The 26,715-nt window shown below is 69.3% G+C and carries 34 protein-coding genes; 15 read left to right on the top strand and 19 right to left on the bottom strand.

The genetic code is table 11. The features are described from left to right. Positions 1 to 3 precede the first annotated feature (3 nt). Complete coding sequence (locus ACQHII_RS21540) at positions 4 to 279, bottom strand: DUF2530 domain-containing protein (RefSeq protein WP_427920835.1); 276 nt, start codon at positions 277 to 279, stop codon at positions 4 to 6. 143 nt (positions 280 to 422) lie between these two features. On the opposite strand from ACQHII_RS21540, the gene ACQHII_RS21535 reads away from it, so the two are divergent. Beyond that, the gene (locus ACQHII_RS21535) at positions 423 to 1,817 is read left to right on the top strand and encodes an NCS2 family permease (protein WP_427920834.1); all 1,395 of its coding nucleotides are present in this window, start codon (positions 423 to 425) and stop codon (positions 1,815 to 1,817) included. Between the two features lie 19 nt (positions 1,818 to 1,836). Here the strand turns inward: ACQHII_RS21535 and ACQHII_RS21530 are convergent, their stop codons facing one another. Next, on the bottom strand, positions 1,837 to 2,019 hold the full coding sequence (locus ACQHII_RS21530; RefSeq protein ID WP_262064267.1) for a BrnA antitoxin family protein: 183 nt from the start codon (positions 2,017 to 2,019) through the stop codon (positions 1,837 to 1,839). 163 nt (positions 2,020 to 2,182) lie between these two features. Here ACQHII_RS21530 and ACQHII_RS21525 point away from each other — a divergent pair, with 163 nt between their 5' ends. Both ACQHII_RS21525 and ACQHII_RS21520 read left to right on the top strand, forming a co-directional pair. Further along, entirely contained in the window at positions 2,183 to 2,620 is a 438-nt protein-coding gene (locus ACQHII_RS21525; protein ID WP_019072529.1) for a MarR family winged helix-turn-helix transcriptional regulator, read from the top strand. Positions 2,621 to 2,732: 112 nt separating this feature from the next. After that, positions 2,733 to 4,007, top strand: a complete 1,275-nt coding sequence (locus ACQHII_RS21520) for an MFS transporter (protein ID WP_427925384.1) — start codon at positions 2,733 to 2,735, stop codon at positions 4,005 to 4,007. Between the two features lie 15 nt (positions 4,008 to 4,022). Here the strand turns inward: ACQHII_RS21520 and ACQHII_RS21515 are convergent, their stop codons facing one another. Continuing rightward, on the bottom strand, positions 4,023 to 4,535 hold the full coding sequence (locus tag ACQHII_RS21515) for a GNAT family N-acetyltransferase (protein WP_427920833.1): 513 nt from the start codon (positions 4,533 to 4,535) through the stop codon (positions 4,023 to 4,025). A 41-nt stretch (positions 4,536 to 4,576) separates the two neighbouring features. On the opposite strand from ACQHII_RS21515, the gene thpR reads away from it, so the two are divergent. Beyond that, positions 4,577 to 5,149: an RNA 2',3'-cyclic phosphodiesterase gene (gene thpR, locus ACQHII_RS21510; RefSeq protein ID WP_427920832.1), complete on the top strand. Its 573-nt coding sequence runs from the start codon at positions 4,577 to 4,579 to the stop codon at positions 5,147 to 5,149. Between the two features lie 204 nt (positions 5,150 to 5,353). Here the strand turns inward: thpR and ACQHII_RS21505 are convergent, their stop codons facing one another. Together ACQHII_RS21505 and ACQHII_RS21500 are read right to left on the bottom strand one after the other, a co-directional pair. Beyond that, positions 5,354 to 6,346, bottom strand: a complete 993-nt coding sequence (locus ACQHII_RS21505; RefSeq protein ID WP_427920831.1) for an aldo/keto reductase — start codon at positions 6,344 to 6,346, stop codon at positions 5,354 to 5,356. 44 nt (positions 6,347 to 6,390) lie between these two features. Continuing rightward, on the bottom strand, positions 6,391 to 6,984 hold the full coding sequence (locus ACQHII_RS21500; protein WP_427920830.1) for a Uma2 family endonuclease: 594 nt from the start codon (positions 6,982 to 6,984) through the stop codon (positions 6,391 to 6,393). A 148-nt stretch (positions 6,985 to 7,132) separates the two neighbouring features. Between ACQHII_RS21500 and ACQHII_RS21495 the strand changes: the two genes are divergently transcribed. Further along, positions 7,133 to 7,903, top strand: a complete 771-nt coding sequence (locus tag ACQHII_RS21495; RefSeq protein ID WP_427920829.1) for a Stf0 family sulfotransferase — start codon at positions 7,133 to 7,135, stop codon at positions 7,901 to 7,903. 13 nt (positions 7,904 to 7,916) lie between these two features. Here the strand turns inward: ACQHII_RS21495 and ACQHII_RS21490 are convergent, their stop codons facing one another. After that, positions 7,917 to 8,711, bottom strand: coding sequence for an SGNH/GDSL hydrolase family protein (locus ACQHII_RS21490; RefSeq protein WP_427920828.1), 795 nt, complete (start codon positions 8,709 to 8,711; stop codon positions 7,917 to 7,919). A gap of 79 nt (positions 8,712 to 8,790) precedes the next feature. Here ACQHII_RS21490 and ACQHII_RS21485 point away from each other — a divergent pair, with 79 nt between their 5' ends. After that, positions 8,791 to 9,786, top strand: a complete 996-nt coding sequence (locus ACQHII_RS21485; RefSeq protein ID WP_427920827.1) for a WD40 repeat domain-containing protein — start codon at positions 8,791 to 8,793, stop codon at positions 9,784 to 9,786. Between the two features lie 4 nt (positions 9,787 to 9,790). Here the strand turns inward: ACQHII_RS21485 and ACQHII_RS21480 are convergent, their stop codons facing one another. Further along, entirely contained in the window at positions 9,791 to 10,564 is a 774-nt protein-coding gene (locus ACQHII_RS21480; protein WP_427920826.1) for a TetR/AcrR family transcriptional regulator, read from the bottom strand. A gap of 110 nt (positions 10,565 to 10,674) precedes the next feature. Here ACQHII_RS21480 and ACQHII_RS21475 point away from each other — a divergent pair, with 110 nt between their 5' ends. The 3 genes from ACQHII_RS21475 (at position 10,675) to ACQHII_RS21465 (ending at position 12,910) form a co-directional block, all read left to right on the top strand. Then, positions 10,675 to 11,670 (top strand): ATP-binding cassette domain-containing protein, encoded by a 996-nt coding sequence (locus ACQHII_RS21475; RefSeq protein ID WP_427920825.1) that lies wholly within the window; start codon positions 10,675 to 10,677, stop codon positions 11,668 to 11,670. Next, the gene (locus ACQHII_RS21470; protein ID WP_427920824.1) at positions 11,667 to 12,542 is read left to right on the top strand and encodes an ABC transporter permease; all 876 of its coding nucleotides are present in this window, start codon (positions 11,667 to 11,669) and stop codon (positions 12,540 to 12,542) included. Before ACQHII_RS21475 ends, ACQHII_RS21470 begins: the two co-directional genes overlap by 4 nt. An 80-nt stretch (positions 12,543 to 12,622) precedes the next feature. After that, positions 12,623 to 12,910, top strand: a complete 288-nt coding sequence (locus ACQHII_RS21465) for a hypothetical protein (protein ID WP_427920823.1) — start codon at positions 12,623 to 12,625, stop codon at positions 12,908 to 12,910. Between the two features lie 19 nt (positions 12,911 to 12,929). Here the strand turns inward: ACQHII_RS21465 and ACQHII_RS21460 are convergent, their stop codons facing one another. The 3 genes from ACQHII_RS21460 to ACQHII_RS21450 all read right to left on the bottom strand — a co-directional run bounded on the left by ACQHII_RS21460 (position 12,930) and on the right by ACQHII_RS21450 (position 13,971). Continuing rightward, entirely contained in the window at positions 12,930 to 13,400 is a 471-nt protein-coding gene (locus tag ACQHII_RS21460; RefSeq protein ID WP_427920822.1) for a hypothetical protein, read from the bottom strand. 110 nt (positions 13,401 to 13,510) lie between these two features. After that, positions 13,511 to 13,735 (bottom strand): DUF397 domain-containing protein, encoded by a 225-nt coding sequence (locus ACQHII_RS21455; RefSeq protein ID WP_427920821.1) that lies wholly within the window; start codon positions 13,733 to 13,735, stop codon positions 13,511 to 13,513. Positions 13,736 to 13,755: 20 nt separating this feature from the next. Next, the gene (locus ACQHII_RS21450) at positions 13,756 to 13,971 is read right to left on the bottom strand and encodes a hypothetical protein (RefSeq protein ID WP_427920820.1); all 216 of its coding nucleotides are present in this window, start codon (positions 13,969 to 13,971) and stop codon (positions 13,756 to 13,758) included. A gap of 199 nt (positions 13,972 to 14,170) precedes the next feature. Here ACQHII_RS21450 and ACQHII_RS21445 point away from each other — a divergent pair, with 199 nt between their 5' ends. From ACQHII_RS21445 to ACQHII_RS21430, 4 genes are read left to right on the top strand one after another with little or no spacing between them, the layout of a single operon-like run. Then, entirely contained in the window at positions 14,171 to 14,431 is a 261-nt protein-coding gene (locus ACQHII_RS21445; RefSeq protein WP_427920819.1) for a hypothetical protein, read from the top strand. After that, positions 14,403 to 14,930, top strand: coding sequence for a DUF6879 family protein (locus ACQHII_RS21440; protein ID WP_427920818.1), 528 nt, complete (start codon positions 14,403 to 14,405; stop codon positions 14,928 to 14,930). The genes ACQHII_RS21445 and ACQHII_RS21440 overlap by 29 nt, the downstream gene beginning before the upstream one ends. A 23-nt stretch (positions 14,931 to 14,953) precedes the next feature. Further along, complete coding sequence (locus tag ACQHII_RS21435) at positions 14,954 to 15,805, top strand: helix-turn-helix domain-containing protein (protein ID WP_427920817.1); 852 nt, start codon at positions 14,954 to 14,956, stop codon at positions 15,803 to 15,805. Positions 15,806 to 15,856: 51 nt separating this feature from the next. Continuing rightward, positions 15,857 to 16,471 carry a DUF5753 domain-containing protein gene (locus tag ACQHII_RS21430; protein WP_427920816.1) on the top strand — a complete coding sequence of 205 codons (615 nt, stop codon included), beginning with the start codon at positions 15,857 to 15,859 and terminating at the stop codon, positions 16,469 to 16,471. A 259-nt stretch (positions 16,472 to 16,730) separates the two neighbouring features. Here the strand turns inward: ACQHII_RS21430 and ACQHII_RS21425 are convergent, their stop codons facing one another. Continuing rightward, positions 16,731 to 17,147: an ATP-binding protein gene (locus ACQHII_RS21425; RefSeq protein WP_427920815.1), complete on the bottom strand. Its 417-nt coding sequence runs from the start codon at positions 17,145 to 17,147 to the stop codon at positions 16,731 to 16,733. A 176-nt stretch (positions 17,148 to 17,323) separates the two neighbouring features. Between ACQHII_RS21425 and ACQHII_RS21420 the strand changes: the two genes are divergently transcribed. Both ACQHII_RS21420 and ACQHII_RS21415 read left to right on the top strand, forming a co-directional pair. After that, positions 17,324 to 18,193: a helix-turn-helix domain-containing protein gene (locus tag ACQHII_RS21420; RefSeq protein WP_427920814.1), complete on the top strand. Its 870-nt coding sequence runs from the start codon at positions 17,324 to 17,326 to the stop codon at positions 18,191 to 18,193. Further along, positions 18,190 to 18,369 carry a DUF397 domain-containing protein gene (locus ACQHII_RS21415; RefSeq protein ID WP_427920813.1) on the top strand — a complete coding sequence of 60 codons (180 nt, stop codon included), beginning with the start codon at positions 18,190 to 18,192 and terminating at the stop codon, positions 18,367 to 18,369. Before ACQHII_RS21420 ends, ACQHII_RS21415 begins: the two co-directional genes overlap by 4 nt. A gap of 80 nt (positions 18,370 to 18,449) precedes the next feature. On the opposite strand, the gene ACQHII_RS21410 is transcribed toward ACQHII_RS21415, so the two are convergent. The 8 genes from ACQHII_RS21410 to ACQHII_RS21375 form a co-directional block, all read right to left on the bottom strand. Continuing rightward, positions 18,450 to 19,253, bottom strand: a complete 804-nt coding sequence (locus ACQHII_RS21410; protein ID WP_427920812.1) for an acyl carrier protein — start codon at positions 19,251 to 19,253, stop codon at positions 18,450 to 18,452. Positions 19,254 to 19,535: 282 nt separating this feature from the next. Next, positions 19,536 to 20,654 carry a phosphoserine transaminase gene (gene serC / locus ACQHII_RS21405; protein ID WP_427920811.1) on the bottom strand — a complete coding sequence of 373 codons (1,119 nt, stop codon included), beginning with the start codon at positions 20,652 to 20,654 and terminating at the stop codon, positions 19,536 to 19,538. Positions 20,655 to 20,741: 87 nt separating this feature from the next. Then, positions 20,742 to 21,950, bottom strand: coding sequence for a cytochrome P450 family protein (locus ACQHII_RS21400; RefSeq protein WP_427920810.1), 1,209 nt, complete (start codon positions 21,948 to 21,950; stop codon positions 20,742 to 20,744). Positions 21,951 to 21,996: 46 nt separating this feature from the next. Further along, positions 21,997 to 23,202 carry a cytochrome P450 gene (locus tag ACQHII_RS21395; protein WP_427920809.1) on the bottom strand — a complete coding sequence of 402 codons (1,206 nt, stop codon included), beginning with the start codon at positions 23,200 to 23,202 and terminating at the stop codon, positions 21,997 to 21,999. Further along, positions 23,199 to 23,837 carry a GTP-binding protein gene (locus tag ACQHII_RS21390; protein WP_427920808.1) on the bottom strand — a complete coding sequence of 213 codons (639 nt, stop codon included), beginning with the start codon at positions 23,835 to 23,837 and terminating at the stop codon, positions 23,199 to 23,201. Before ACQHII_RS21390 ends, ACQHII_RS21395 begins: the two co-directional genes overlap by 4 nt. Further along, complete coding sequence (locus ACQHII_RS21385) at positions 23,818 to 24,162, bottom strand: DUF742 domain-containing protein (protein ID WP_427920807.1); 345 nt, start codon at positions 24,160 to 24,162, stop codon at positions 23,818 to 23,820. The genes ACQHII_RS21390 and ACQHII_RS21385 overlap by 20 nt, the downstream gene beginning before the upstream one ends. Continuing rightward, the gene (locus tag ACQHII_RS21380) at positions 24,159 to 24,566 is read right to left on the bottom strand and encodes a roadblock/LC7 domain-containing protein (RefSeq protein ID WP_266771250.1); all 408 of its coding nucleotides are present in this window, start codon (positions 24,564 to 24,566) and stop codon (positions 24,159 to 24,161) included. The genes ACQHII_RS21385 and ACQHII_RS21380 overlap by 4 nt, the downstream gene beginning before the upstream one ends. Next, positions 24,563 to 26,530 carry an ATP-binding protein gene (locus tag ACQHII_RS21375; protein WP_427920806.1) on the bottom strand — a complete coding sequence of 656 codons (1,968 nt, stop codon included), beginning with the start codon at positions 26,528 to 26,530 and terminating at the stop codon, positions 24,563 to 24,565. Before ACQHII_RS21375 ends, ACQHII_RS21380 begins: the two co-directional genes overlap by 4 nt. Between the last annotated feature and the right edge of the window lie 185 nt (positions 26,531 to 26,715).

Genomic DNA, 26,715 nt, shown 5'->3' with positions numbered 1-26,715 from the left:
TCCTCACTCCGCAGCAGAGGCGGAGGTCCCTGTCCCCGCCGCCGCGCGCTTGAGGGCCGCGTCCCGTCCCCGGACGTACCAGATGCCGATCAGCCCGAGCCCGGCCCCGGCCAGGCAGGTCCACAGCCACCACAGATGGCCGTGGTCGTCGAACCAGCCGTAGAACGGGAGCTGTACCAGGAAGAGGACGAACCAGAGGATCGTGCCGCCGATGATGGTCGGGACGATCGGGCCCTCCAGGGGCTCCGGTGCCTCGTGTGTCGGTGTCCACTTCGCCATGCCCACAGCTTACGAGGCGGCGCAACACGCTCGGCGGCGCGCCGGATCCACGCCGGTCTACGCGCGGAGATAGCGCCTGACGTCTTCATATGTTCATACTGAAACGGTTTCCGTCTGTCCACTTCTGCTCGTAGGAACATCCAATGCAGACCGCCCTCGACCGCTACTTCAAGATCTCCGAACGGGGCAGCAGCCTCCCCCGCGAGATCCGGGGCGGGTTCGCCACCTTCTTCGCGATGGCGTACATCATCGTGCTGAACCCGATCATCCTCGGCAGCGCGAAGGACATGTACGGGCACCACCTCGACAACGGCCAGCTGGTCACCGCCACCGCCGTCACCGCCGCGTTCACCACCCTCCTGATGGGGGTCATCGGCAACGTCCCGATCGCGCTGGCCGCCGGGCTCGGCGTGAACTCCGTCGTCGCCCTCCAGCTCGCGCCCCGCATGACGTGGCCGGACGCGATGGGCATGGTCGTCCTGGCCGGCCTGGTCGTGATGCTGCTGGTCGCCACCGGGCTGCGCGAGCGCGTGATGAACGCGGTGCCCTACGGCCTGCGCAAGGCGATCTCGATCGGTATCGGCCTGTTCATCATGCTGATCGGGCTCGTGGACTCCGGGTTCATCACCCGCATCCCGGACGCCGCCCAGACCACCGTCCCGCTCCAGCTCGGCGCCGACGGTCACCTCAACGGCTGGCCGGTGCTGATCTTCATCCTCGGTGTGCTGCTCACGCTCGGGCTGATCGTCCGCAAGGTGTCCGGCGCGATCCTGATCTCGATCGTCACGATGACCGTCCTCGCGGTGATCGTGAACGCGGTCGCGACGATCCCCTCCTGGGGCCTGACCACGCCGAAGTGGCCCGGGAACCCGGTCGCCACCCCGGACTTCGGCCTGATCGGCAAGTTCAGCCTGTTCGGCGGCTTCTCCAAGGTCGGCGTGCTGACCGGCGTGCTCTTCGTCTTCACGGTCCTGCTGTCGTGCTTCTTCGACGCGATGGGCACGATCATGGGCATCAGCGACGAGGCCAAGCTGACCGACGGCGAGGGCAACATGCCCGGCATCAACAAGGTGCTCTTCGTCGACGGCATCGCGGTCGCGGCCGGCGGTGCCAGCTCCTCGTCGGCGACCACCTGCTTCGTGGAGTCCACGGCCGGTGTCGGCGAGGGCGCCCGCACCGGCTTCGCGAACGTCGTCACGGGCGCCCTGTTCGCCGTAGCGCTGTTCCTCACGCCGATCGCCACGATGGTCCCGTCCCAGGCGGCCACCCCGGCCCTGCTCGCGGTGGGCTTCCTGATCCTGGCGGGCTCCGTCAAGGAGATCGACTGGGCCGACCACACGATCGCCATCCCGGCCTTCATCACGATGGTGATGATGCCGTTCACCTACTCGATCACCAACGGCATCGGCATGGGCTTCATCACCTTCGTGGTGCTGCGCCTGGTGGCGGGCCGGGGCCGGGAGGTCCCGGTGCCGATGTACGTCGTGGCGGCGGTCTTCGGCTTCTACTACCTGATGCCGGCCCTGGGTCTCACGTGACCCGCGCCTTCAAGGCCCGTCACGTGACCCCGTAGAACTTCTCGGTCTCTTCGACGGCGGTCTGGAACCGCTCGTCGAAGTCGTCCCGGATGAGCGTCTGGACCACGTAGTCCTGGACGCTCATTCCCCTTTTCGCCGCATGGTGCCGGAGCCGCTCTAGCAGCTCCCCGTCTATCCGCAGGCTGAGCACACTGGTCCCCATACAGACGAGGGTCCGGGGCCGCTCCGGCCACCGTGTCACGTTCCGCTCCCGGATCACTCATATGGGTGACGGAAGGGTTCAGTGGCCAGGGTCACGGGCATCTCGGCGTGTCGTACGGCATCCGGTTGGTCTTTAGCGAGAGTAATGAGTTACGCTAAAGAACATGCCGGACCTTACCCATGGCGACGACGCTGCCGCCGTGAACTCCCTGCGATCAGCCGTGATGCGGTTGTCCCGTCGACTCAAGCACCAGCGGGTCGACGAGTCACTGAGCCCCACCGAGATGTCGGTGCTGGGCACCCTGTCCAACTGCGGCAGCGCGACCCCTGGCGAGCTCGCTCGCAAGGAGCATGTGCAGCCGCCCTCGATGACCCGCATCGTCGCGCTGCTCGAAGCCAAGGGCCTGGTGCAGCTGGAGCCGCACCCCGAGGACCGGCGCCAGAAGGTCGTCACCAAGACCCCCCAGGCCGAGGCGATGCTCGAAGAGAGCCGCCGCAAGCGCAACGCGTTCCTGGCCGGCCTGGTCGACGGCCTCGACGAGGACGAGTGGGCGAAGATCGTCGCCGCCGCCCCCGTACTGGAGAAACTCGCACACCTGTAACCCCTATGTAGGAGGCGACCTTTTGAGTTCGGGACCCGGAGCAGACTCCGCCCCCGCGCCAGCCACCCCCGACTCCCCGCCCGCACCCCCAGGCAAGTCCTCCAAGTCCTCGATGTTCAGCTCGCTGAGGATCCGGAACTACCGGCTCTTCTTCATCGGCCAGGTCGTCTCCAACACCGGCACCTGGATGCAGCGCATCGCCCAGGACTGGCTGGTCCTCAGCCTCACCGGCTCCTCCGCCGCCGTGGGCATAACGACCGCCCTCCAGTTCCTGCCGATGCTCCTCTTCGGGCTCTACGGCGGTGTCCTCGTCGACCGGCTGCCCAAGCGCCCCACCCTCCTCGTCACGCAGTCCGCGATGGCCCTCACCGGCCTGGCGCTCGCCTTCCTGACCCTCTCCGGGCATGTCCAGGTCTGGCACGTCTACGTCGCCGCCTTCGCCGTCGGCCTCGCCACGGTCGTCGACAACCCGGCCCGCCAGTCCTTCGTCTCCGAGATGGTCGGCCCCGAGCAGCTCCAGAACGCGGTCAGCCTCAACTCCGCGAACTTCCAGTCCGCCCGCCTGGTCGGCCCCGCCGTCGCGGGCGTCCTGATCACCGGCGTCGGCACCGGCTGGGCGTTCCTCTTCAACGGCCTGTCGTTCGTGGCGCCCCTGGCGAGCCTGCTCCTCATGCGCAACCGCGACCTGAAGGCCGTGACGAAGCGCGCCCCGCGCGGCAAGGGCCAGCTCCGCGAGGGCCTGCACTACGTCGCCGGCCGCCCCGACCTGATCTGGCCGATCGTCCTCGTCGGCTTCATCGGCACCTTCGGCTTCAACTTCCCGGTCTGGCTCTCGGCCTACGCCGACGACATCTTCCACGCGGGCGCCGGCGCCTACAGCCTCTTCAACACCCTGATGGCCGTCGGCTCCCTGATCGGCGCCCTGCTCGCCGCCCGCCGCGGCACCACCCGACTCCGCGTCCTGATCGCGGCGGCGGCGGCCTTCGGCCTGCTGGAGATCGTGGCCGCGGTGGCCCCCTCCTACTGGCTGTTCGCCCTGCTCATGGTCCCGATCGGCATCGCGGGCCTGACCGTCAACGTCACGGCCAACACCGCCGTCCAGATGGGCACCGACCCGGCCATGCGCGGCCGGGTCATGGCCCTGTTCATGATGGTCTTCATGGGCGGTACGCCCCTGGGCGCACCGATCGTCGGCTGGATCACGGACGCCTACGGCCCCCGGGTGAGCTTCGCCCTGGGCGGTGTCATCGCGGCCCTGGCCGCCGCCACGATCGGCCTGGTCCTGGCCCGCATCGGCGACCTGCGCCTGTCCGTCGGCTGGAACCACGGCCACCCGAGCGTGGCCTTCGTCCCGAGGGACCGGGAGCAACTGACCGCGGCGGCATGACACTTGGGGCAGGTGCTACAGCCTCCGGGCCAGCACCTGCCCCGGCCACGCGTCCTCCCCGACGACGAAGGCCTCCGTCGCCGTGAACCCGTTGGCCTCGTAGTAGGCGACGAGCTTGCGGTCGTCCCCCGCGTAACAGTCCACCCGCAGCAGCGAGATCCCCGCCTCCCGGGTCACCTCCGCCGCGTGCGCGAGCAGCGCGCTGCCGACGCCGTACCCCTTGAACCGGCGGTCGGAGGCGAGGATGTGGATGTACCGCTCGGGCTCGTCGACGGCTTCGATGTACGACCCGGGGGAGTCGGTGAGGGTGAGCGTGCCGGCGGGAACCCCGTCGACCTCGGCGACGTACGGGCTGCCGGTCGCCACATACCGCTCCACCGTCGCCACGGCCTTCGGATTCTCCGACCACGGCGTACTGCCCCACTGCCCGGTCCGCCCCTGCGCGGCGAGCCACGCCACGGCGCTGTCGAACATGCCGAGTATCGCGGGGATGTCGTCCGGGCAGCCGTCCCTGATGCTGATAGCCATGCCTTCATAGTGGCAGTGCGGACAATGGCAGGCTGTGGTGCATGAGACTCTTCGCGGCGCTGTTGCCACCCGAGCCTGTGGTGGCCGAACTCGGTGCTGTCGTCGACGAGTTGAGGAGGCTGCCGGGCGCGGACACGCTCCGCTGGACGGGCCGCCCGGGCTGGCACTTCACGCTCGCGTTCTACGGCGAGGTCGACGAGGACGTCGTACCGGAACTGTCGGCCCGGCTGGAGCGGGCGGCGCGGCGGACCGAGCCGTTCGGGCTGGCCGTGCGCGGGGGCGGGCAGTTCGGGCAGGGGCGGGCCCTGTGGGCCGGGGCGGAGGGCGACCTCGCGGCGCTGCGGCTGCTGGCGGACCGCTGCGAAGCCGCCGCGCGGAAGGCGGGCGTGGAGATGGGCGACCACCGGCGCTACCGCCCCCACCTCACCCTGGCCCGCAGCCGGGACGCGGCGGACGTACGGCCGTATCTCGACCGGCTCGACGAGTTCGCGGGGCGGGCCTGGACGGTGGACGAGCTCGCGCTCGTCCGGAGCAACCTGCCGAGGTCGGGGGTTCCGGGGGAGCGGCCGCGGTACGAGGCGGTCGCCCGCCGGCGGCTGGGAGCGGGCGGTTAGGCTCGGGTACGTGGACCCGAAATTCCGGAACCGGATCATGGCCGGTGCGCTTGTGCTGTTGTTCGTTGTCGTGGGGCTTGCGGCGGCGCTCGGTAAGTGAGGACCGGGGAACTGCGGCTCGACGTCCGGCTGCGGGCCGGATGTGGCCGGTCGCGCAGTTCCCCGCGCCCCTGAAAAGAAGGGGCGTTCGCCCTCACGGCGTTGCTACCAGGCGAAGGCCTCCGGGGACGGCCCCGGACCCGGGAAGATCTCGTCCAGCGAGGTGAGGACTTCCTCGCTCAGTTCCAGCTCTACGGCCCTCAGCGCGGACTCCAGTTGCTCCGCCGTGCGCGGGCCGACGATCGGGCCGGTGACGCCGGGGCGGGTGAGGAGCCAGGCCAGGGCGGCTTCTCCGGGCTCGATGCCGTGCTTGTCGAGGAGGTCCTCGTAGGCCTGGATCTGGGCGCGTGAGGTCGGGTTGGCGAGCGTGTCCGCGGCCCGGCCGCTCGCCCGGCGGCCGCCCGAGATCTCCTTCTTGATGACCCCGCCCAGCAGCCCGCCCTGGAGCGGGGACCAGGGGATGACCCCGAGGCCGTACTCCTGCGCGGCCGGGATGACCTCCATCTCGGCGCGGCGCTCGGCGAGGTTGTAGAGGCACTGCTCGCTGACCAGCCCGATGGTGCCGCCGCGGCGCGCGGCGATCTCGTTGGCCTGGGCGATCTTGTAACCGGGGAAGTTGGAGGAACCGACGTAGAGGATCTTGCCCTGCTGGATCAGGGTGTCGATCGCCTGCCAGATCTCCTCGAAGGGGGTGGCACGGTCGATGTGGTGGAACTGGTAGACGTCGATGTAGTCCGTCTGGAGCCGCTTGAGGCTGGCGTCCACGGCGCGCCGGATGTTCACGGCGGAGAGCTTGTCGTGGTTGGGCCAGGCGTCGCCGTCGGCGGCCATGTTGCCGTAGACCTTGGTGGCGAGGACCGTCTTGTCGCGGTGGTCGGGGCTCTTGGCGAACCAGTTGCCGATGATCTCCTCGGTCCGGCCCTTGTTCTCACCCCACCCGTACACATTGGCGGTGTCGAAGAAGTTGATACCGGCGTCCAGCGCCGCGTCCATGATCGCGTGACTGTCCGCCTCGTCCGTCTGCGGACCGAAGTTCATCGTCCCGAGGACGAGCCGGCTGACTTTGAGACCTGTGCGTCCGAGCTGCGTGTACTTCATGGGTACTTAGCCAACGACTTCGAGTGCGCTCGACGCAAGGGGGGTCAGTCGCGGGGGAAGTCGTCGGTCTTCAGGACGAGGTCGATCACCGTGCCGGTCAGGTCGATGTCGGTGCCGAAGTCCACTCGTACCGGGTCGTCGTAGTCGCCGCTCTTGGGGTTGGTGTAGACGTGACACCGGCCCTGGTAGGGATCTGCGATGACGTACAGGGGGACCTCGGCCTCCGCGTACGCGAGCCTCTTGGGGACGTAGTCGTTGTCGGCCGTGCCTTTGGAGATGACCTCTGCGACGAACTGCACGTCCTGGTAGCGCCAGTGCCCCGTAGCGTCCTTCTTCGCCGAGTCCTTGAGCAGGGCGATGTCCGGGCAGAAGCCGTTCTCGTGGCCGGGGAAGTCGATGCGGACGTCGGAGAACGCCTTGACGTCCATTCCGAACCTGTCCTCCAATGCCCGCACGATCCGGCGGATGATCTCCCAGTGTGTGTCCCGCTGTGGAGTCATGTGAACGTTGCCCCCGACGATCTCGACCCTGAATCCTTCGGGGACGGGCATCCGCTCAAGCCGCTCGAACCACTCGTCCAAGCGCTGGGTGTTGGCGTCGGCGTCGGCCATCTCGATCCTGTCTTCAAGGACGGTCATCGTGGCGCTCCTCCCCGGCTGCCCCACGGACGGGTGCAGCCGCGCAGTACAACGATACGCACGGTGACCGGGATACGTGGTGATCACGCCATCGTCACCGTCCATATTCGGTTGCCGCCCACGCCCCCGATCTCCGACCCTGCTCCTCGTGACCCACCCCACCGACACAGCCACCTACTTCATCTGCGCCACCCCCCGAACCGGCAGCTCCCTCCTCCTCGGCCTCCTCGACTCCACCGGAGTCGCCGGGCACCCCCAGGCCTACTTCCGGGCGCCGGACGAGGTGGCGTGGGCCGAGCGCTGGGGAGTCGCCCACACGCCCCAACACGCCCTGGACTACGGCGACTTCGTGCGAGCCGCGCTCGCCGCCGGGCGGACCGGGAACGGGGTCTTCGGGGCCAAGCTCATGTGGGGGACGCACGCCGAACTCACAACTCGGCTCGCGGGCCTGCACCCTGACCTCGCCGGGGATGAACCGGGGCTGCTGGAGCGGGAGTTCGGGACGCGCATCCGGTTCGTGTATCTGCGCCGGGACGACATCCTCGCCCAAGCCGTGTCATGGCTGCGCGCCGAGCAGACCGGTGTCTGGTTCATCGGCGGGAAGGGCGAGATCGGCTCAGGCAAGGCGACCCCCGCCGATGGCCAGCCCTCCTTCGACCGCGACGCCATCACCCGCACCATGCGGACGATCGAGGAGCACAACACCGGCTGGGAGCGCTGGTTCGAGGGCTGCGGCATCGAGCCGTACCGCATCCGCTACGAGGACCTCGCCGCCGACCCGGAAGCCGTCACTCTCCGCGTCCTCGGTCATCTCGGCCTCGTGCTCCCCGCCGGACGCCACATCACTCCGAGCCACCACCGCCAGGCCGATCGCCTCACCGACGAGTGGATCGCCCGGTATCGGAATCAGGAGCGGTAGGCGCCGGCCGGCCCTACCTGGGCCTGCGGGAGGGGCGGCGCGAGGACCGGTGGAAGGGCTCCGCGTCCGCGACCGGTTCCGAGCCGCCGTACTCCCCGTACTCCCCGTACTCCCCGTACTCCCCGTACTCCCCGTACTCCCCGTACTCCCCGCCCATCCCCCACGCCTGATGCATCGCCCCCGCGAACGCCCCCGCGATGCGGTGCTCGCCGGACGCGTTCGGGTGGGTGCCGTCGTAGGTGTCGTGGTTGATGTCGTACGACTCCGGGAGGGAGGCCAGGAGGATCGGGGAGCGCGGGTCGTCGAGGTCGGCGACCGCCTTGGCCTGGAGTTCGTTGAAGAGGGCGACCTCGGCGGCGAAGGGGGCGTCCGTCTGGGCGCGGACGTTCGGGATGACCGGGAGGAAGACCATGCGCACGGAGGGCTTCGCGGCGCGGGCCTCCGTCACGAAGGACCGGAGGTTGTCCGCCGTCTGGGTCGCGTTCGTGTAGAAGCCCAGGTCGATCAGGCCGAGGGAGACCAGGAGGACGTCCGCGCGGTGGGCGCGTACCGCCTCGCCGATGAGCGGGGCCATGTGCAGCCAGCCCTCGCCCCACCCGGCGAGGTGGAAGTGCGGGAAGTCGGGGTCGGCGTACTCGTACGACGTGGGTGTGTCCGTCGCCTTGTCGTACAGCGTCTCGCGCGGGCCGACCACGGCGAACGGGCCGCCGTAGGTCGCGCGCAGGTGCTGCCAGATCCGGTAGCGCCATGTGTGTTCGCCCGCGCTCCCGATCGTCATGGAGTCGCCTACGGGCATGAACCTGAGCATCCGCTCATGATGGACGATCAGTGGCCGATCGCTGGAGCCGGTGGGGTGTGAGGCCTGCCACGATGGCAGGCTTGGGGGCATGCGTCGCTTCCTCGCGTTCCTCGGCGCCGGCTTTCTGGTCGGCGCGCTCGCCCTGCCCGCAGCCGCAGCGCCCTCCGACGACGGTGACGGCAAGGGCGACAAGGGGTTCACGATCACCGACTCCCGGATCACCGAGTCCAGCGGGCTCGCCGCCTCGCACCTCCACCCGGGCATCTACTGGACGCACAACGACAGCAACGACGGCCCGTACATCTACGCCGTCGACAGCAGCACCGGCAAGACGGTCGCGACCGTCACCTTCAGCGGGGTCGGCAAGCCGCGGGACGTCGAGGCCATCTCCATCGGGCCGGACAACCAGATCTACGTCGGCGACATCGGCGACAACCTCGACGGGACCTGGGCCCACGTGTGGATCTACAAGCTGCCCGAGCCGAAGGTGCTCAAGGACCAGACGATCCGGGCCACGCAGTACGTCGTGAAGTACTCGGACGGGGCACGCAACGCCGAGTCGCTGGTCGTGCACCCCAAGACCGGGCGCGTCTACATCATCGACAAGAAGGAGGACGGCGGGCACCTCTTCGAAGGCCCCGCCAAGCTCTCCTCCTCCGGCACCAACTACTTCAGGCCCATCGCCTCCGTGGACCTCTGGGCCACCGACGCCGCCTTCTCGCCCAACGGCCAACAGCTCGCCGTACGCGGCTACTTCGGCGGTATCTACTACGACTGGAACGGCGGGAAGATCAAGCGCAAGGGGCGCCTCGACGTGCCCTTGCAGGGGCAGGGGGAGTCCATCAGCTACTCCGTCGACGGGACCAAGCTGATGTACGGCAGCGAGGGCACCGACAGCCCGGTACAGGCCGAGGACGCGCCGGACGGAGCCTCGTCCGCCTCCAAGTCCCCTTCGGAGGGCGGCAGTTCGGCGAGCGGCGACGACGGCGGCGGCGCGGGCAAGAACCTGAAGGTGGGCGCCGTCGCCGTCCTGATCGTCTTCGGGGCCGTGATCGGGCTGCGGCGGCTGACCCGCCGCGGCTGAACTCTCACTCCCCGCCCCGCTGTCGGACCAGGACCTCCAGACCGTCCAGGATCCGGCCCAGCCCGAACTCGAAGTGGTCGAAGCCGGCGGTGAAGGTGTCGGGGGAGAGGGACGCGAGGGTCGGGTAGGCGCCGGTGGCCATGGCCTTCTCCAGGGACGGGACCTGGGCGCCGTAGAACTCCGCGTCGGTCAGGCCGGTGGATCGGGCCGCCTCCTCCTGGTGGACCTGGGTGCGGGCGGCGCCGACGACATAGCCGTCGATCATGACGACCGTCGAGACGAGTTCCGGGTCGGTCAGGCCCATCGGGCGGATGCGGCCGAGCAGGTGCTCCAGGGTGGCGAGGGCGCGCGGGCCGAGCAGCGGACGGGACTGGTTGACGCGCAGCAGCCAGGGGTGGCGGCGGTGGACGGCGAGCGCGTCGCGGGCGGCCGTCTCCAGGGCGTCGCGCCAACCGGCGCCGGTGGCTTGGGCGTTGGGGCGGTCCGGGAAGCGGACCCGGTCCAGCATCAGGTCGAGGAGTTCGGCCTTCCCGGGGACGTACCGGTACAGCGACATGGCGCCCGTGCCCAGGTCGGTGGCCACCCGCCGCATGGAGACCGCGTCGAGCCCCTCCCCGTCCGCGATGCGGATGGCCGCGCCCACGATCCGGTCGACGCTCAGGCCCGGCTTCGGGCCGCGGCTGGGGCGGGGGCCGGTGTCCCACAGCAGTTCGAGGGTGCGGCCGATGTCGCCGCTGCCACTGGATTCCTGACCGCCGCTCGCCGGCCTGCTCGTCATGGGGGGAGTGTAGGTCCCGATCCAGGTCCCGAGCGAAAACCGAGTACACCGTACGCACCATCGGATACGGTGCACTCAGTTCGGGAGCTCAGTTCGGGAGGGAGGGAACCATGAGCAGCCACGGATATGTCGTGCGGGCCGAGGGGCTGGAGAAGCGCTACGGCGACAAGCGCGCTCTCGACGGCTTCGACCTCGCCGTCCGCGAGGGCACCGTGCACGGTCTGCTCGGCCCGAACGGCGCCGGCAAGACCACCGCCGTACGGATCCTCTCCACGCTCGTCCGGCTCGACGGCGGCAGTGCGACCGTCGCCGGACTCGACGTGGCCCGGCAGCCGCGCCAGGTGCGTTCGCGCATCGGGCTCACCGGCCAGTACGCGGCGATCGACGAGATCCTCACCGGCCGGCAGAACCTGGAGATGTTCGGCCGTCTCTTCCATCTCGGGCGCAGGCGGGCCAAGTTGCGGGCGACCCAACTCCTGCGCCAGTTCGACCTGGAGGCCGCGGCGGACAAGGGCGCGGGCGGCTACAGCGGTGGCATGCGCCGTCGCCTTGACCTGGCCGCGTCGATGATCCTCGCCCCGGCCGTCCTCTTCCTCGACGAACCCACCACCGGCCTCGACCCGCGCAGCCGGGGCGAAGTCTGGGAGGCCGTACGGGAGTTGGTGGCGGACGGCACCACGGTCCTGCTCACCACCCAGTACCTGGAGGAGGCCGACCGGCTGGCCTCCCGCATCACCGTCATCGACCAGGGCCGGGCCATCGCCGACGACACCCTCGACGGCCTGAAGAACCGCGTCGGGGGCGACCGCGTCGAGGTCGTGGTCCGTGAACCCGCCCACATCCCCTACGCCTTGCAGGCCGTCGCCCGGGTCGCCCACGGCGGCGAACCGGAGGCCGACATCGCGGAGTTGCGCGTCCACGCGCCCGTCGCCGACCGGGTGGGCTCCCTCACCGAAGTCGCCCGGTTCCTCGAGCACTTCGGCATCCCGGTCGAGGACATCGGCCTGCGCCGCCCGAGTCTGGACGACGTGTTCCTCCGGCTGACGGGCCGCCGTACCGAAGAAGAACCGGTGCCGGAACCGGAGACCGAGGGAGCGGCCGTATGAGCGGCGGTGTGTCGACGGCGTCCGACGGCACCGGACGCACGTACCGCAGACGTCCCCAGCACGGCCGCCTCTTCTGGACGGTCGCCGACTGCTGGAACGTCGTGCGGCGCGGCCTGACCCACTACCGGCGCCAACCGGTCAGCATCCTCTGGCAGTTGGGCTTCCCGATCCTGTCCGTGCTGCTGTACGGGTACGTCTTCGGCAAGGCCATCCAGGTGCCGGGCGGCGGCGACTACAAGGCGTTCCTGATGCCGGGGATGTTCGTGATGACCGTCGCCATGGGGTTCGTCTCCACGGCGACGATCTTCGTGAACGACTCCAAGAAGGGCGTCATCGACCGCTTCCGCTCGATGCCGATGGCGCCGTCCGCGGTGGTCGCGGGCCGCGGCGCGACCGATCTCATCGTCTCCTGCGCCGAGTTGGGCATCATGATGGCCACGGCGTACGGCATGGGCTGGCGCCCGGAGTTCGGCTCCGGCCCCTTCCCGGGCTCGGCGCTCGGCTTCGCGAAGGCCGTCGTCCTGCTCCTCTCCCTCCGCTTCGCGCTCATCTGGGTGGGCGTCTGGCTGGGGTTGCTGCTGCCGGGCCCCGAGCAGGTGGGCGGCCTCTTCGCGATCGTCTTCCCGCTGACGATGATCTCCAGCATCTACGTCTCCCCGCAGCAGATGCCCCACTGGCTCGGCCAGGCCGCCCTCTGGAACCCCCTCTCCTCCACGGCCGGCGCCACCCGCGCCCTCTTCGGCGCGCCGACCGCTCGGGGAGCGTCCTGGCCGGAACAGCACGCACTGCTGCTGGCGGGGGCATGGCCGGCCGCACTGACACTGCTGTTCCTGCCGCTGGCGGTACGGAGGTTCCGCAGGCTCAGCCGGTAGACACGTCGGCCCGAACGGCAGCCCGTGCGTGGTCGACAAGGGGTCTGGCACCGGCCGATCACCGTGCATAGGGTTCCCCCATGAACGACGAGATCACGGCCAAGGTCGGCCACCAGCTGTACTCGTTCGACGGCCGGATACTGGAGATCTTCGGCAACTACCCCAAACGCTTCCACATCCGGCACATGCGCCTGAGCGTCACCGGCCCCGACCGGAAGGGCAGGCGAACCGTGGAGATCGCAGCCGTGGGGACGCACGTCACGATGTCCTACACGGCCGCGGAGTGGGAGCAGACCCCGGACCTGGCCACACTGCTGCAAGCGGTACAGGCGGCCGGCGACTCCACCCCGGGACACGGGCCTGGGTGACCCGGGCCGCCTTCCGAACTCAACTGTCCAAAGGGCAGTGCAGGTTGGGCCTGGCGCGATTCGGCGAGCAGGTGACGAGGGCGAGGGACAGGTAGGCCGGCCGTTCGAGATAGAAGCCGTACGACGAGTCGTGGCCGGAGGCCAGCCGTGCGGTGGCGGAGCTGACGAGGACGGAGAGGTGGCGGGCGTCCTGGTGCGCAGCGTTCGCGAACCGGGTTCGATACGCGGCGAGTTGACCATCGAGCCACGCTGCCGCGTCGGCCGGGGCGGCCCAGGTTCCGCGTACCAGTGAACGCGGTTTGATCAGCCAGTACGAGGTTTCTAGCGGGGGCAGGTCGGAGGTGGGGAACTCCGCCGCCACTTCCCGGTACCGCTGGATCAACTCCGGGCGGCTGCCGGGTGGGGGTGGGTCGGGGTGGGGCGGTCTGCGTAACGCCTCTTGGTCGAAACGGGCTTTGGGGCCGGTCCACAGGTAGGCGTGGTGGTGCACCGGTGGTCGTCCTGTTCGGGTTCGGTGAGTCCGCGGTGGTCGTGAAATCCCGGCAGGTCGGGGCGAGTTGATATGACGCCTAGGCCGGCCGGGACGGGTGGCCGTGCCGCTCAGATACTCAGCCCGAACCGCGCCGGGTCGATCCCGGCGACGCTCAACTCCTCCGTGGTGAACCGCAGCGGCTCCTTGTCGGGGCGTTTGCTGTCGCCGAGGGCCCAGGAGCCGTCGCCGATCCGAGCGAGGGTCACACACCCCTCGGTGCAGGGGCCGCCGCAGGCCTGGGTGAAGGTGGCCGAGGTGATGTCGAGGGCGTAGAGGTCGGTGCCGTTGAGCATGGGGGTGCCTTCCTGTCGGGTCAGTTGGTGGGGCTTGCGTGCACTCCGGAGGCGTGGTCGCGGATCTCGGTGGCGTGGCGCGCGGCTTGGGTGATGTCGCCGGATTGCTTGCTGGCGGTGAGCTGGCGCCAATTCGCGGCGCAGACGGCGCAGTTGGGGGCCGGGGTGCAGTCCAGTAGCCAGGCGTCGAAGTTGCTGGGCAACTGTGCCGGTGGTCGGGCTGCACCCTGGCTCATGGGGGTGCTCCTCGGCTATGGCGGGGTTTGCTGTTGGTCTCGACGCTACGAGCCGCCTGGTCTCCAGCTCCATCGATGTTCATGAATGTTCACACCGATATATTTGCCATGTATGTGGCCGATTTATCATCTTGCATAGACATCTTGGTGCCTTCAAAGTGGTGCACATCTTCGAACGACCGGCTTGCTGGAGGCGGCTATGGCGTTACGGTTCATCGGCATCGACCCGAACACCGAAACAGAGGAGAGTCCCACTGTCTGGGTCGACGAGGCCAAGAACGAACTGGTCATCCAGGGATGGAAGCCGAACCGTGAACTCGAAGCGCAATGCGCCGTGTTCGAAGCGCCCGGCCACGCGGTGGGAATCCCTGACCATGAGGCAGTGGTCCGTGTCCCGGCCCGCATGGTGCCGATCCTGAGGGAGGCGTGCGATGTCGCAGAACGTGCCGAGCTTCACTGAACTCCTGGACGGCGCACAGCACTCGGCTGTCCATCTGGAGATGAGAGACGCATACGGAGTTGCTGGTGAGGCCGATAATTTCGGCCACTGGCAGCGGACGGGAGAACGGGACAACGACCCGGAGTCTCCGTACTGGGCTTCATGGACGAGCCTCATCCGCCGTACGGTTGCCCGTGGAGTCGTCGTGCGCCGGGCCCGTATCGTGTCGGAGCCGGTCAGCGACTACATCCGCTACGAGTACGAGGGCACGCCGGTCAACATCGGGGCCGGCGAGCTGGTGCGGTGGCTTCCGCGTCGGCAAGCCTCCGACATCGCACTGCCGGGCAATGACTTCTGGCTTCTTGACGACCGGTTGATCCGTTGGAATCACTTCACCGGTGACGGTGCGTCCGGTGGCGGAGAGATCAGCGAGGACCCGGCCGCAGCGAAACTCTGCGCCGAGGCGTTCGAGGCGGTGTGGGCGCGAGCAACCCCACACGAGGACTACCAAATCAGCTAGCGCGCAAGGCGTACGGTCAGCTCGTGCCCCATTCCCCTTCCTCCTCAGCGCAGTCCGCGCGTGAACGTGTCGCGCGCCGTCTCCGGGATCTGCGTGCGGATGCGGGCATCACCGGGAGCGAGCTGGCCGATCGCTGCGGCTGGACCCATCCGAAAACCTCGCGCCTGGAGAACGCCCGTACACCGCCCACGCCCGACGACATACGCCGCTGGTGCGCCGCGTGCGGTGCCGACGACCAGGCCGCGGACATCATCGCCGAGTCCAGGGATGCCGAGTCGCAGTACAGCGAATGGCGCCGCAAGACTCGCGGCGGTCTGAAGCGCCTTCAGGGCGGTGTAGCGGAGCTCCACCGTTCTACGGAATTGTTCCGGATCTACTCACCCACCCTGGTCCCGGGCTTCCTCCAGGCAGAGGGGTACGCGCGTGCCGTGCTCTCTGTCAACGCCCGGCTGCTCGGCATCCCGGACGACTCCGCAGAGGCAGCGGTGGCGCGCGTCGAGCGGTCGCGGATCATCCACGAGCCGGGGCGCCGTTTCGTCCTGCTGATCGAAGAGGGCGTACTGCGTTACCAGTTGGGCGACGATGACGCGATGGCGGCGCAGCTCGGCTATCTGCTCACGGCTGGGGCGCTGCCCTCGGTGTCGCTTGGCATCATCCCCAGTTCGACCCGTGAACGAGTGGTGGGGCCAAAGGAGTTGTTCCACATATACGACGGCACGCTCGTCTCGGTGGAACTGCTGTCGGCCAGGGTCCGCGTCACCCAGCCCTCCGAAATCGCCCTCTACATAAAGGCGTTCGAGCAACTCCGGAGCATGGCCGTGTACGGGGCGGACGCCCGGGCCCTCATCGTGAAGGCCATAGACGCCCTGAGCTGATCCGGATGCCGTTCCACCGACCGAAGCCTACGTAGTGGCAGAGGAGCCCCGATGAACGACGGAACCCGACAAGTACGTCCCTGGCAGGAACGACTGGAGACCGGGCACCGGCCCATCCAGGAGGAGTGGAACTCCCTCGTCTTCAACTCACAGACCCTGCGGGCCTGGGAGCCCGACGTCATCCCCGGCCTGTTCCAGACCCCCGACTACGCGCGATGCATCTTCGAGGGTCTCGCGGAACTGATGAACACCCCCAGGGACACGAGCGACGCGGTACGCGCGCGAATGCAACGGCAGGCGTGGTTGCATCTCCCCGGCAAGGAGATGCATGAGTTGATCTCGGAGGGGACGCTGCGTGCCCGCATCGGTCCACCTGAGGTCATGGCGGCCCAACTGGACCAGATGCTCGCGGTGTTGGACCTGGATACCGTCCACCTTGGGGTGGTGCCTTTCGACGCCGCGCTCCAGGTACCGATCGGCAACGACTTCACGATCGTGGACGAGCGTCTCGTAGTGATCGAGGACTGGTACACCGAGCACTGGCTCGCCGACGCCGACGCGGTCGCTCTCCACCGGCGGGTCTGGGATACGCATGCCGCGTCCGCCGTGTACGGCGCCGAGGCCAGGCGGATCATCACCCGCGTCCGTCGGGACCTCGACGTCTGAGCGCAGTACGTAGAAGCGGACGGGATCGTTTTCGCCCTGCCAGAGCGGGAGTTGGGGCCGCGGTGGGGGCTGCCAGCACGCTTCCTCGGTGGGGAACGGCAGGTGGCCGCCGGCCGCGCGGGAGCGTTTCGACCAGCGGCGCCAGCGGGCGTCGTAAGGGGTCGGCAGTCGCCAGACGTACGGGTCCGATGCGCGGGGTTCCTGGGTGAAGTCCAGGTCGTTCAAGGCAGTTCGGGGCGCGATCAGCCGGGCCAGTGCCTCATAAAGTCGCCGGAACATGGGCTCCCTCCCGCAACTCGAACCGGGCCCACACGCATTTCGCGTACGGCTCCTGTCGGCACCCCCAGCGCTCGGCCAGCGCTGCTACGAGTGCGAGGCCTCGACCGCCCTCCTCCTCCGGGGCCGAGTCGTGGGGCTGGGGGAGTCTGTCCCGGTCCGGGTCGGAGACCTCAAGGAGCAACTCCGTGCCGTTGAGGGTGAGTTCGACCTTGACCTGGGAGTAGGGGACCCGGCAGTGGGTCACGGCGTTGGTGACGAGTTCGTTCGCCAACAGGGTGACGGCGTCGGCGAGTTCGTCGGTGATGCCCCAGTCGGCGAGGGTCTTGCGGATGCGCTGGCGGGCGGTTGACACGTGTTGTCTGCGCTTGGGGATGCGGAAGGTCTCGGTTTCGGGCATGGGGGTGCCGTACCTCCTGACGTGTCGTCAAGACGCGGTGCTGCAAGCAGCGTGTGCTCATGAGGCTAGGGCTGAAAGTGATTTCGGCGCAATCAACTTAGGTGCATACATGCTGTTGGATATATGTTCGGTTGGGTCATGCCCTACAGTTTGGTTGCGATAGAAGGGGGGCCGAGATGCCCGTAGGTGGTCGACCGACCGTACGCAGCAGGCGACTTGGTACCGCGCTCAAGACGTACCGGCTCGCGGCGAAGATGGACCAGCTCCAGGCCGCCGATGTGATCGCGGCCCACCAGACCAGGGTCAGTCGCATCGAGACCGGGCACGTGTCCGCCCGACCGCTCGAAATCCGGGCGATGCTGGAGGCGTACGGGGTGCACGATCTCGAAGTCCGCCAGAAGCTGGAGGAGATGGCCCGGCAGTCCAAGCGGCGGGGCTGGTGGCTTGAGCATGCCGAGCATCTGCGGCCGGACTACGTCGACCACATCGCGCTGGAGGACGACGCGACCTATATCCGTGAGTGGCAGCCGATCATGGTGCCGGGGCTTTTGCAGACCCCGGCCTACGCGGAGGCGGTCATTGCCGACGGCCCCCACTACCTCGAACCCGAGCGGGTCGCGCAACTGGTGAAGGTCAGAGTGGGGCGGCAGGCGAAGATCGAGGAGGGCGCGGCGTCGTACACGGCCATCCTCGGGGAAGGGGTCGTCACCCACCCGCTGGTGAGCGTCGATATTCACCTGGAGCAGCTGTCCGCGATCCTTGAAATCGGCAAGCGGAAGAACGTCACCGTGCAGGTACTGCCGTTCAGCGCGGGCGTTCTGGCTGGTTACTCCTGCGCTTTCTACTCCTTCAGCTTCGACGAGGAGCCTACGGTCGAAGCGGTCGCGATGGACAATCTGCGGGGCGCATCGGTCCTGGAAGGAGCTGAGGACCTTGCCGCTTACGCCAACGCATACGACCTACTACGATCGTCAGCGTTGACGCCGGACGCTAGCGCGAAGCTCATCCGGGGCGTACTGCGGAACTTGAAGGAAGACAGATCGTGACCGAGGTCGTAAGCCCCTTCTGGAAGTCGTCGTACTCGGGACAGGAGAACGCCTGCGTCGAGGTCGCCGAAACAGCCACCCACGGCCGAGTCGTCCGCGACAGCAAGCACTCGGAACATGGCCCCCTCCTCACCGTCTCCGGCGAGAGTTGGCGCGACTTCCTCCAGCAGTTCTGACCGCCCCACCACACCCCCTCCCAAAAAGTGTGACACTCCCCCCACGAAGCGTCACACTTTTCTTGAGTCACCCCGGGAGGCTAAGCGCGCAGCAACGACGTGTTCGTGATCGGAAGCTTCTGCTTCGCGCCCGACACGTACATGTCCCTCGGCGCCGTGCGGAGCGTGAACGTGTCGTCGTAGCCGGTGACGCGGACCGACAGGACGAAGTAGCCGCCGTATCTGGCGGTCGTCCGCACGTCGTACTCCTGCTCCCAGTACGTCTGCAGGAAGACCTCGGTGCCCTCGGGCCGGACGCCGCCCGGGAGGGTGACTCTGCCCGAGACGGTGAGGATGTCGCCGGACTTCACCTTCTTCTTGCTGACCCGGTAACTGACCGAACTGGGACGGGCGTTCGCGTTCACGGTGGTGTCCGCGTAGTAGCCGTCCTGCGGGGTGTCGAGGTCGCCGTCCACGTCGTAGAGGGCGGTGATCTCCACCCCCTGCTCGACGTTGAGCAGGCTGCTGTTGCCCGTGTGGTCGATGTCGACGCCGGGAATCGTGAACTTCCCGTTCGCGTCGGTGACCGGTGTGCCCAGGTCGCGCGGCTCGTAGTAGGTGGGGTCGATCGGGTCGCCCCACGGGTTCCAGGTGGTGAACCTGACGACTTCCTGGACCGTGACGGGGATGTTCGGCGCGGGCGTGCCGTCGGCCCTGGTGACCGTGCCGGTGACGTCGACGCGGCGGTTGCCGTAGCTCGTGGCGGCCGGGTCGGTGGTCACCTTCAGGACGTAGGCGTCGCCGGGGGAGGCGTCCGCGGAGGCGGTGGGCGCGGACAGGGCACCGGTGGCGAGCAGCAGTGCGGCGGTGGCGGCGAGCCGCGTCGGCAGGGACTTCCTGGACATGGGGCAACTCCAACTTCGGTCGGGAGTGGAGGAGTTGCGCCGCAAAGGTGCGACGCAACGGGTTCGACCGGTGGTGTGGAGCGGGAGTTGTTCGCTGTGCTGTCGCTGTTACGCGGCTGTGGCGGTTGGGGCGATTTGCCCCGGTTCTGGGTTCACCTCGATGTCGGGCGCAGGCCGCCCGTCGTCTGCTACGACGACAAAAGGCGCCCCGCGACCAGCTCCGCGGGGCGCCTTCGGTGTCGTAACCGAACGGTCGTAGCCGAGAAGTCGGCTACGAAGCGATCAGAGCTTCTCGATCACATAGTCGATGCACTTCGTCAGCGCCTCGACGTCCGCCGGGTCGATCGCCGGGAACATCGCCACGCGGAGCTGGTTGCGGCCGAGCTTGCGGTAGGGCTCGGTGTCGACGATGCCGTTGGCGCGCAGGACCTTGGCGACGGCCGCCGCGTCGATCTCGTCGGCGAAGTCGATGGTGCCGATGACCTGCGAGCGCTTGGTGGCGTCGGTGACGAACGGGGTCGCGTGCTTCGACTCCTCCGCCCAGCTGTAGAGGCGGCTGGACGAGTCCTTCGTGCGGGCCGTCGACCAGGCCAGGCCGCCCTGGCCGTTGATCCACTCCAGCTGCTCGTTGAGGAGGAACAGGGTGGCCAGGGCCGGGGTGTTGTACGTCTGGTTCTTGCGCGAGTTGTCGATCGCCGTGGGGAGCGAGAAGAACTCCGGGACGTGGCGGCCGGACGCGTGGATGCGCTCCGCGCGCTCGATCGCGGCGGGGGAGAACACGCCGATCCACAGGCCGCCGTCGGAGGCGAAGGACTTCTGCGGGGCGAAGTAGTAGACGTCCGTCTCGGTGATGTCGACCGGGAGGCCGCCCGCGCCCGAGGTGGCGTCCACGAGGACCAGCGCGCCCTCGTCGGCGCCCTGCACGCGCTTGATCGGGGCCGCCACACCTGTCGACGTCTCGTTGTGCGTGAACGCGTACACGTCGACGCCCGCCTCGGCGGCCGGCTCGGGGTGCGTGCCGGGGTCGGACGCGATGACGGTCGGCTCGGCCAGCCACGGGGCCAGCTTGGCCGCCTTGGCGAACTTGGAGCTGAACTCGCCGAAGTTCAGGTGCTGCGACTTGTTCTCGATGAGGCCGTGGGTCGCGACGTCCCAGAAGGCCGTCGAGCCGCCGTTGCCGAGGATCACCTCGTAGCCCTCGGGGAGGGAGAACAGCGCGGAGACGCCCTCGCGCACCTTGCCGACCAGGTTCTTCACCGGGGCCTGGCGGTGGGAGGTGCCCAGCAGAGACGTACCGGTGGCGGCCAGCGCGTCCAGCGCCTCCGTCCGCACCTTGGAGGGGCCAGCGCCGAACCGTCCGTCGGCGGGCTTGATGTCAGCGGGAATCTCGATATCAGCCACGAGCCGGAGCGTATCCCCTCGGTGAAACCGGACGGAAACGCGTCCGTTCGATGAGACGACCGCTACGGCCCGTGGACGGACGGTGAGCTACGGCGTCAGCCGCACCGGCAGCTCGAAGATGTCGTTCTGCGTCACCACCGGCTTGTTGCGGAGCTCGGACGCCGGGACCGCCAGGTCCAGCTGCGGGAAGCGCTCGTACAGGGCCGGGAGCGCCACGTCCGCCTCCAGCCGGGACAGGGCCGCGCCGGGGCAGACGTGCGGGCCGTGACCGAAGGAGATGTGCCGGTTCTCGCTGGTGCGCGTGATGTCGAACGCACCGGCCGTCGGGCCGTGCGCCTGCTCGTCGCGGCCGATCGCCGCGTACGACACGATCAGCGCGTCCCCGGCCGGCAGGACCTTGTCGCCGACCTGGACGTCCTCCGTGGCGAAGCGGATCAGGACGTGCGAGGTGGGCGTGGAGTGGCGCAGGGTCTCCTCGACCACCGAGGACCAGTCGGCCTCGCCGGCCAGCACCAGGGCGCGCTGGACGGGGTGCGCCGACAGATTGACGACCGCGTTGACGATCAGCGAGATCGTCGTCTCGTGGCCCGCCGCGACCATCAGCTGGAGCGTGGAGACGATCTCCTCGTCGGTGAGGTGGTCGCCGTCCTCGGAGGCCGCGATGAGGGCCGACGTCAGGTCGTCGCCGGGCTCCGCGCGCTTGGCCGCGACCGTCGCCGCCATGATGCCCGCGAGTTCCGTCAGCGTCGCGATGACCTCGGCCGGCGGGGTCTGCGTCGAGAAGAACTTCTCGAACAGCTGCTTGAGACGCGGGAGTCGGTCCTCCGCTATGCCCATGAGGTCGGCGATCACGAACATGGGGAGCGGGTACGCGAACTCCGCCTTGAGGTCGACCACATCGCCTTCGAGGCCGTCCAGCAGGCCCTCCGTCAGCTTCGCGATCCGGCCCCTCATCTGCTCCACCCGGCGCGGGGTGAGCGCCTGCGCGACCAGCGTCCGCATCCTGCGGTGGTCGGCGCCGTCCACGGTCAGCATCGAACGGCCCGGGTTCGCCAGCCCGATCAGCGGCCAGTCCGCGGGGATCTCCCCGCGCTGCCAGGCCCCCCACACGTTGATGTCCTTCACCAGCCGCGGATCCGTGAGCAGCTGTTTCGCCTCGGCGTGATGGGTCACGGCCCATACGGGCACCCCACCCGGGAGCTCTACGGCGGCCAGCGGACCGGCCGCACGAAGCCTGGCGCTCTCGCCGTCCAGGTCGCCGACGAAGGGGTCGAGAACGATGCGGGTGCTGGTCATAGAGGGATGCCTCCAAGGGAGTGGGGGGCGCGGGACGTACGCGTGATCAGAGCGCGGGTACGGGCGTGAACCGCACCGGCAGCGCGGTCAGTCCCCGCAGCCACGGCGAGGGCCGTCGCGTCAGGGACTCGGCGGGCACCGCCAGGTCGATGTCGGGCAGCCGGTCCAGTACGACCTCGATACCCGTCCGCGCGATGACCTCGGCGACCTCCTGCGCGGGGAACGGACACCGGTGCTCGCCGTGCCCGAAGGAGAAGTGCGCGTTGTTGCCGCCGGTGAGCGCGGAGCCGTCGGTGCGGACCTGCGGGTCGGAGTTGGCGCCCTGGAGGCCGAGCAGCAGGAGGTCGCCGCTGCGGATGCGCCGGCCGCCGAGCTGGGTGTCGCGGGAGGCCCAGCGGCCGGCCACGTTCTGCGTCGGGGTGTCCTCCCACAGCACCTCGTTCATCGCCTCGGCGACGCTGTTGCGGCCACCGAAGAGGGAGGCCGCGAACCGGTCGTCGGTCAGCATCAGCCGCAGCGAGTTGCCGATCCAGTCGGCGGTCGGCTGGTGGCCGGCCGCCATCATCACCATCAGGTCCTGCGCGATCTCCACGTCGTCGAAGCCGGACCGGTGCGTCAGCATCCGCGACACGACGTCGTCGGCCGGCTCGTCCTTCCGGTCGGCCAGCAACCGCCCCATGGAGGTGGCGAGATGGGTCTGCCCGGCGATCGCCCGGTCCCGTCCGTCGATCATGTCGTTGAGCGCGGTCACCAGACCCGGACCCTGCTCGTCCCGGAAGCCGTAGAGCCGGGCCAGGACCCGCACCGGCAGCAGCATCGCGTAGTCGCCGACGAGGTCCGTCTCGCCCTTGGCGCAGATCCCGTCGATCAGCTCGTCCGCGAACTTCTCGGCGTACGACCGCAGTTCGGAGGGGTCCACGGCCTCCAGCGCGTCGCTGATCATGCCGACGCGCTCGCGGTGCCGTTCGCCGACCGTGTAGAGGATCGACGGCTGCCTGCGGCCGATCATCGGCAGCAGCGGCCAGTCGTCGGGGATGTGGTCCCACTGGCTCCACAGGTCCGAGTCACGGCTGAACAGGACCGGATCGCCGGTGACCTGGTGCAGTTCGCGGTAGCCGAGCACCAGCCAGGCCGGGATGTCGCCGTCCAGCACCACGGGCGTCACGGCGCCGTGCTCGCGCCGCATCTCCCGGTACAGCCGCGCCGGTTCGGTCTGGAACCTGGGTCCACTCAGTGGTACGGGCGCGGTCACAGGGCCAACTCCTGCTGGGGGACGGGGACTTGGAGGCGGGCGGGGCCCTGGGTGCCGTAGGAGTTCTTGACGTGCTCGACCAGGGAGATCAGGACCTGCTTCGCGGACGCGCGGGAGCGGGCGTCGCAGTCCAGGAGGGGGACGTGCGGGTCGAGGTCGAGGGCCTCGCGGATCTGCTGCGGGGCGTAGGTGGGGCCGCCGAAGTCGTTGCAGGCCACGACGAAGGGGGTGCCGTGGTGTTCGAGGCGGTCGATCGCGTACCAGGAGTCGCCGATGCGGCGCGTGTCGACCAGGACGACCGCGCCGAGCGTCCCGGAGAACAGCCGGTCCCACAGGAACCAGAAGCGTTCCTGGCCGGGGGCGCCGAACAGGTACAGCACATTGCGGGCGTCGAGCGTGATGCGGCCGAAGTCGAAGGCGACCGTGGTCGCGGACTTGCCGCGCACCTCGCTGATGTCGTCGACGGATTCGCCGGCCTTCGTCATCGTCTCCTCGGTGTTGAGGGGACGTATCTCGCTGACCGAACGGACCAGTGTGGTCTTGCCGACGCCGAAGCCGCCGACGACCACGATCTTGAGGCCGTTGTCGGCGGAGGCACCCAAGGGGGTGCGCGCGTCAGAGGTTGCGGAGTCCAACGAGCACCTGTTCCAGGACGTCGGGATCGGACACGGCCTTGCGCGGATGCCGGGCACTGACCCGGCCGGCCGCGAGAAGGTCGGAGAGGAGGATCTTGGTGATGCTCACCGGGAGCTTCAGCTCGGCCGCCAACTCCACCACCGCGGTGGGGTGTTCGGTGAGCCGCAGGATCGCCGCGTGCTCCGACTGCATACCGGTCGCCGGATCGCACTCGGCGACCACGAGGGTCACCAGGTCGAACGGGCTGTCCGGTGCGGAACGGGCGCGGCCTCCGGTGAGCGTGTAGAGGCGGTCGGGCGAGTCGTCCCTGCCGGGGCGGCTCATGACGTACGGGGTTCCGCGCGCAGGTGCTCGCCGAGCTGCTCGACCAGCTCGCTCATGTTGTGCCCGATCAGACCCGCGTCCGCGTCCTCCGTGGTGACCAGCGCCAGGTGGGCGCCCTCGCCCGCCTCGACGATGAACAGCACCCCGCCGTAGAACTCCGTCATCGCGGAGCGCACACCCCCGCTGCCGTCCCCGAACTCCACCGACGCGCCGTGCGACAGCGACTGGATCCCGGCGGCGATCGCGGCGAGCTGGTCGGCCTGGTCGACGGAGAGCTCGGGCGTCCGGCACAGCTTCAGGCCGTCCCGGGACAGCACCAGCGCGTGACGCGCGCCCGGGGTGCGCTCCAGGAGGCCCTCGATGAGCCAGGTGAGCTTCTCGTCGGCGGTGGTCGTGCCGGTCATGAGGTGGGGTTGCCTTCCGGGTGCGGGTGGGTGAGGGACGTGGCGTGTTCGGAGCGCTCGGGCTCCGACTCCGGTACGGGCGAGGGGTGTTCGGTCAGCACGCCGAACTCCGTTGCGGGCGCGGACTGCTCGGCCGTAGTCGCAGCGAACTCCGCAACGGGCGCGGACCGCTCGGCCGTAGGCGCACCGAACTCTGCCACGGATGCGGGCTGTTCGACTTTCGCCGTACCGAACCTCGCCACGGACTCAGGCTGTTCGGCCGTCGCCGTACCGAACTCTTTTACGGAAGCCGACTGTTCGGTGTGCGCGCCGGACTCAGGTACGGGCGGCAGCTGTTCGGTCATCGCGCCGCGTACGGCCTGGCGGAAGCTGTTGAAGCGGGCGGCCCGGGCCAGCGTGTCGTCGGCCGTGGGCGCGGGGTGCGACACGGCGGCCGCGGCCTCCGCACGCGCGCGGGAGCGCTCGGCCGCCGCCAGCGCCTGCCCCCGGCGCCGCTTGGGCAGGCTCTCGGGGAGCTCGTCCGGCACGTCCGGCCGCGACTCGGCCAGGACCTCGGACAGGGCGTCGGACAGCTCGTCGCGGTACGGCGACTCGTGCGTGGGGACCGGGTCCGGGTCCAGGTCGGAGCCGGCGCGCGCGGAGGCGTACGACACCCGCAGCTGTCCCGGGACGAGCGGTTCCGGTTCGGGCTCCCGCTCCGGAGCCGGCAGCGCGGACGACGGCTCGGGAAGCGCGACGACCTCCTGCGGAGCGGCCGGGGCGTCCTGCGGCACCAGGATGTCCTGCGGTACGAGCATCAGGACGCCCGTGCCGCCGCGCGCGGAGGGCCGGTACGACACCTTCAGGCCGTACTTGCGGGCCAGCCGCCCGACAACCGCGAGGCCCAGGCGGGTGCCGGTGAGACCGCCCAGCTCGGCGGAGTCACCGCTCACCGACCGCTCGGCGCGCCGGAGCTGGATGTCGCCCATGACCAGACCGCTGTCCTCCACGGACACGATGACCCCGGCCGGCACCTCCTCGACGTACACATGCACCTCGGCGGTCGGCGGCGAGAAGTTCGCCGCGTTGTCGAGGAGTTCGGCGAGCGCGTGCATCACACCCTCGGCCGCGTGCCCGGCGACGGCGGCGTCGCTCGCGGAGTGCACCCGCACCCGCTGGTAGCCGCTGATCCGGCCCATCGCGCCGCGCAGGATCGACTCCATGGCGATCGGGCGGGCCCAACGGCGGCCGGAGCGTGCCCCGGTGAGGACGGCGACGGAGTCGGCGAGCCGGCCCGCCTGCGCGGTGCGGTGGTCCAGGTGCAGCAGGTCGGCGAGGACGTCCTCGTCGGAGTGCCGCTCCTCCATCGTGCGCAGGTCGGCGAGCATGCCGGTGGCCAGCGCCTGCATCCGGCCCGCCGCGTTGGCGGTCGCGGAGAGCGCGGCGGCCCGCTCGTGGGAGTCCCGGCGGGCCCGCTCGGCCAACTGCTTGTTCTCGGCGGTCAGTCGGGCCCGCTCCAGGGTGGACTCCTCCGTGAGGCGGCTGCGCTCCTCGGCGAAGGACGTGGTGAGCCGCAGCCGCTCCTGGGCGAACTCGGAGGTCAACCGGGCGCGTTCCTGCGTGAGTTCGGCGGTCAGCCGGGCCCGCTCGTGGGTCAGCTCCTCGGTCAGCTGAACGCGCTCGCGGTCCAACTCCGTGCTCAGCCGCGCCCGTTCCTGCAACAGCCGGCCCGCGTCCAGGGTGACGGCCTCCAGCCGGCGGCGGGTGACACGGGCGGTCTGGTAGGCGTGCGCCGCCGCCGCGACGGCCGCGCACAGCAGCAGCGCGCCGGCGCCGGCCGCGCAGGCGACCGCGAGGCGCTGCGAGGCGGGTGCCACGGAGACCGCGCCGGCGACCGCGAGTCCGGCCAGGACGGCGGTGAGCAGCGGGGCGGGGGCGAGGGTGCGGAAGGTGGGTCGTTCGCCGGGAAGCATGGGGGCGGTCATGAAGGGGGTCCTCGGTCGGTCCTCGGGCGTCTTTGGTCGGGGTCCTCTGTCGTCCTCGGTCGTGTCCTCGGGGGGTGCTCGTCGGGTTCCTGGGCGAGAAGCGACACCGGGTGCTCAACTGTCGGTCACTATATGAGAGTTAGTGATCGAACTGGGGAGGTTCTGGATGCGTTTACAGAATCCCT

The organism is Streptomyces sp. cg40, assembly GCF_050320165.1.
GTDB classification, from domain to species: Bacteria; Actinomycetota; Actinomycetes; order Streptomycetales; family Streptomycetaceae; genus Streptomyces; species Streptomyces hokutonensis.
This window is presented reverse-complemented; position numbering and strand designations above follow the sequence as displayed.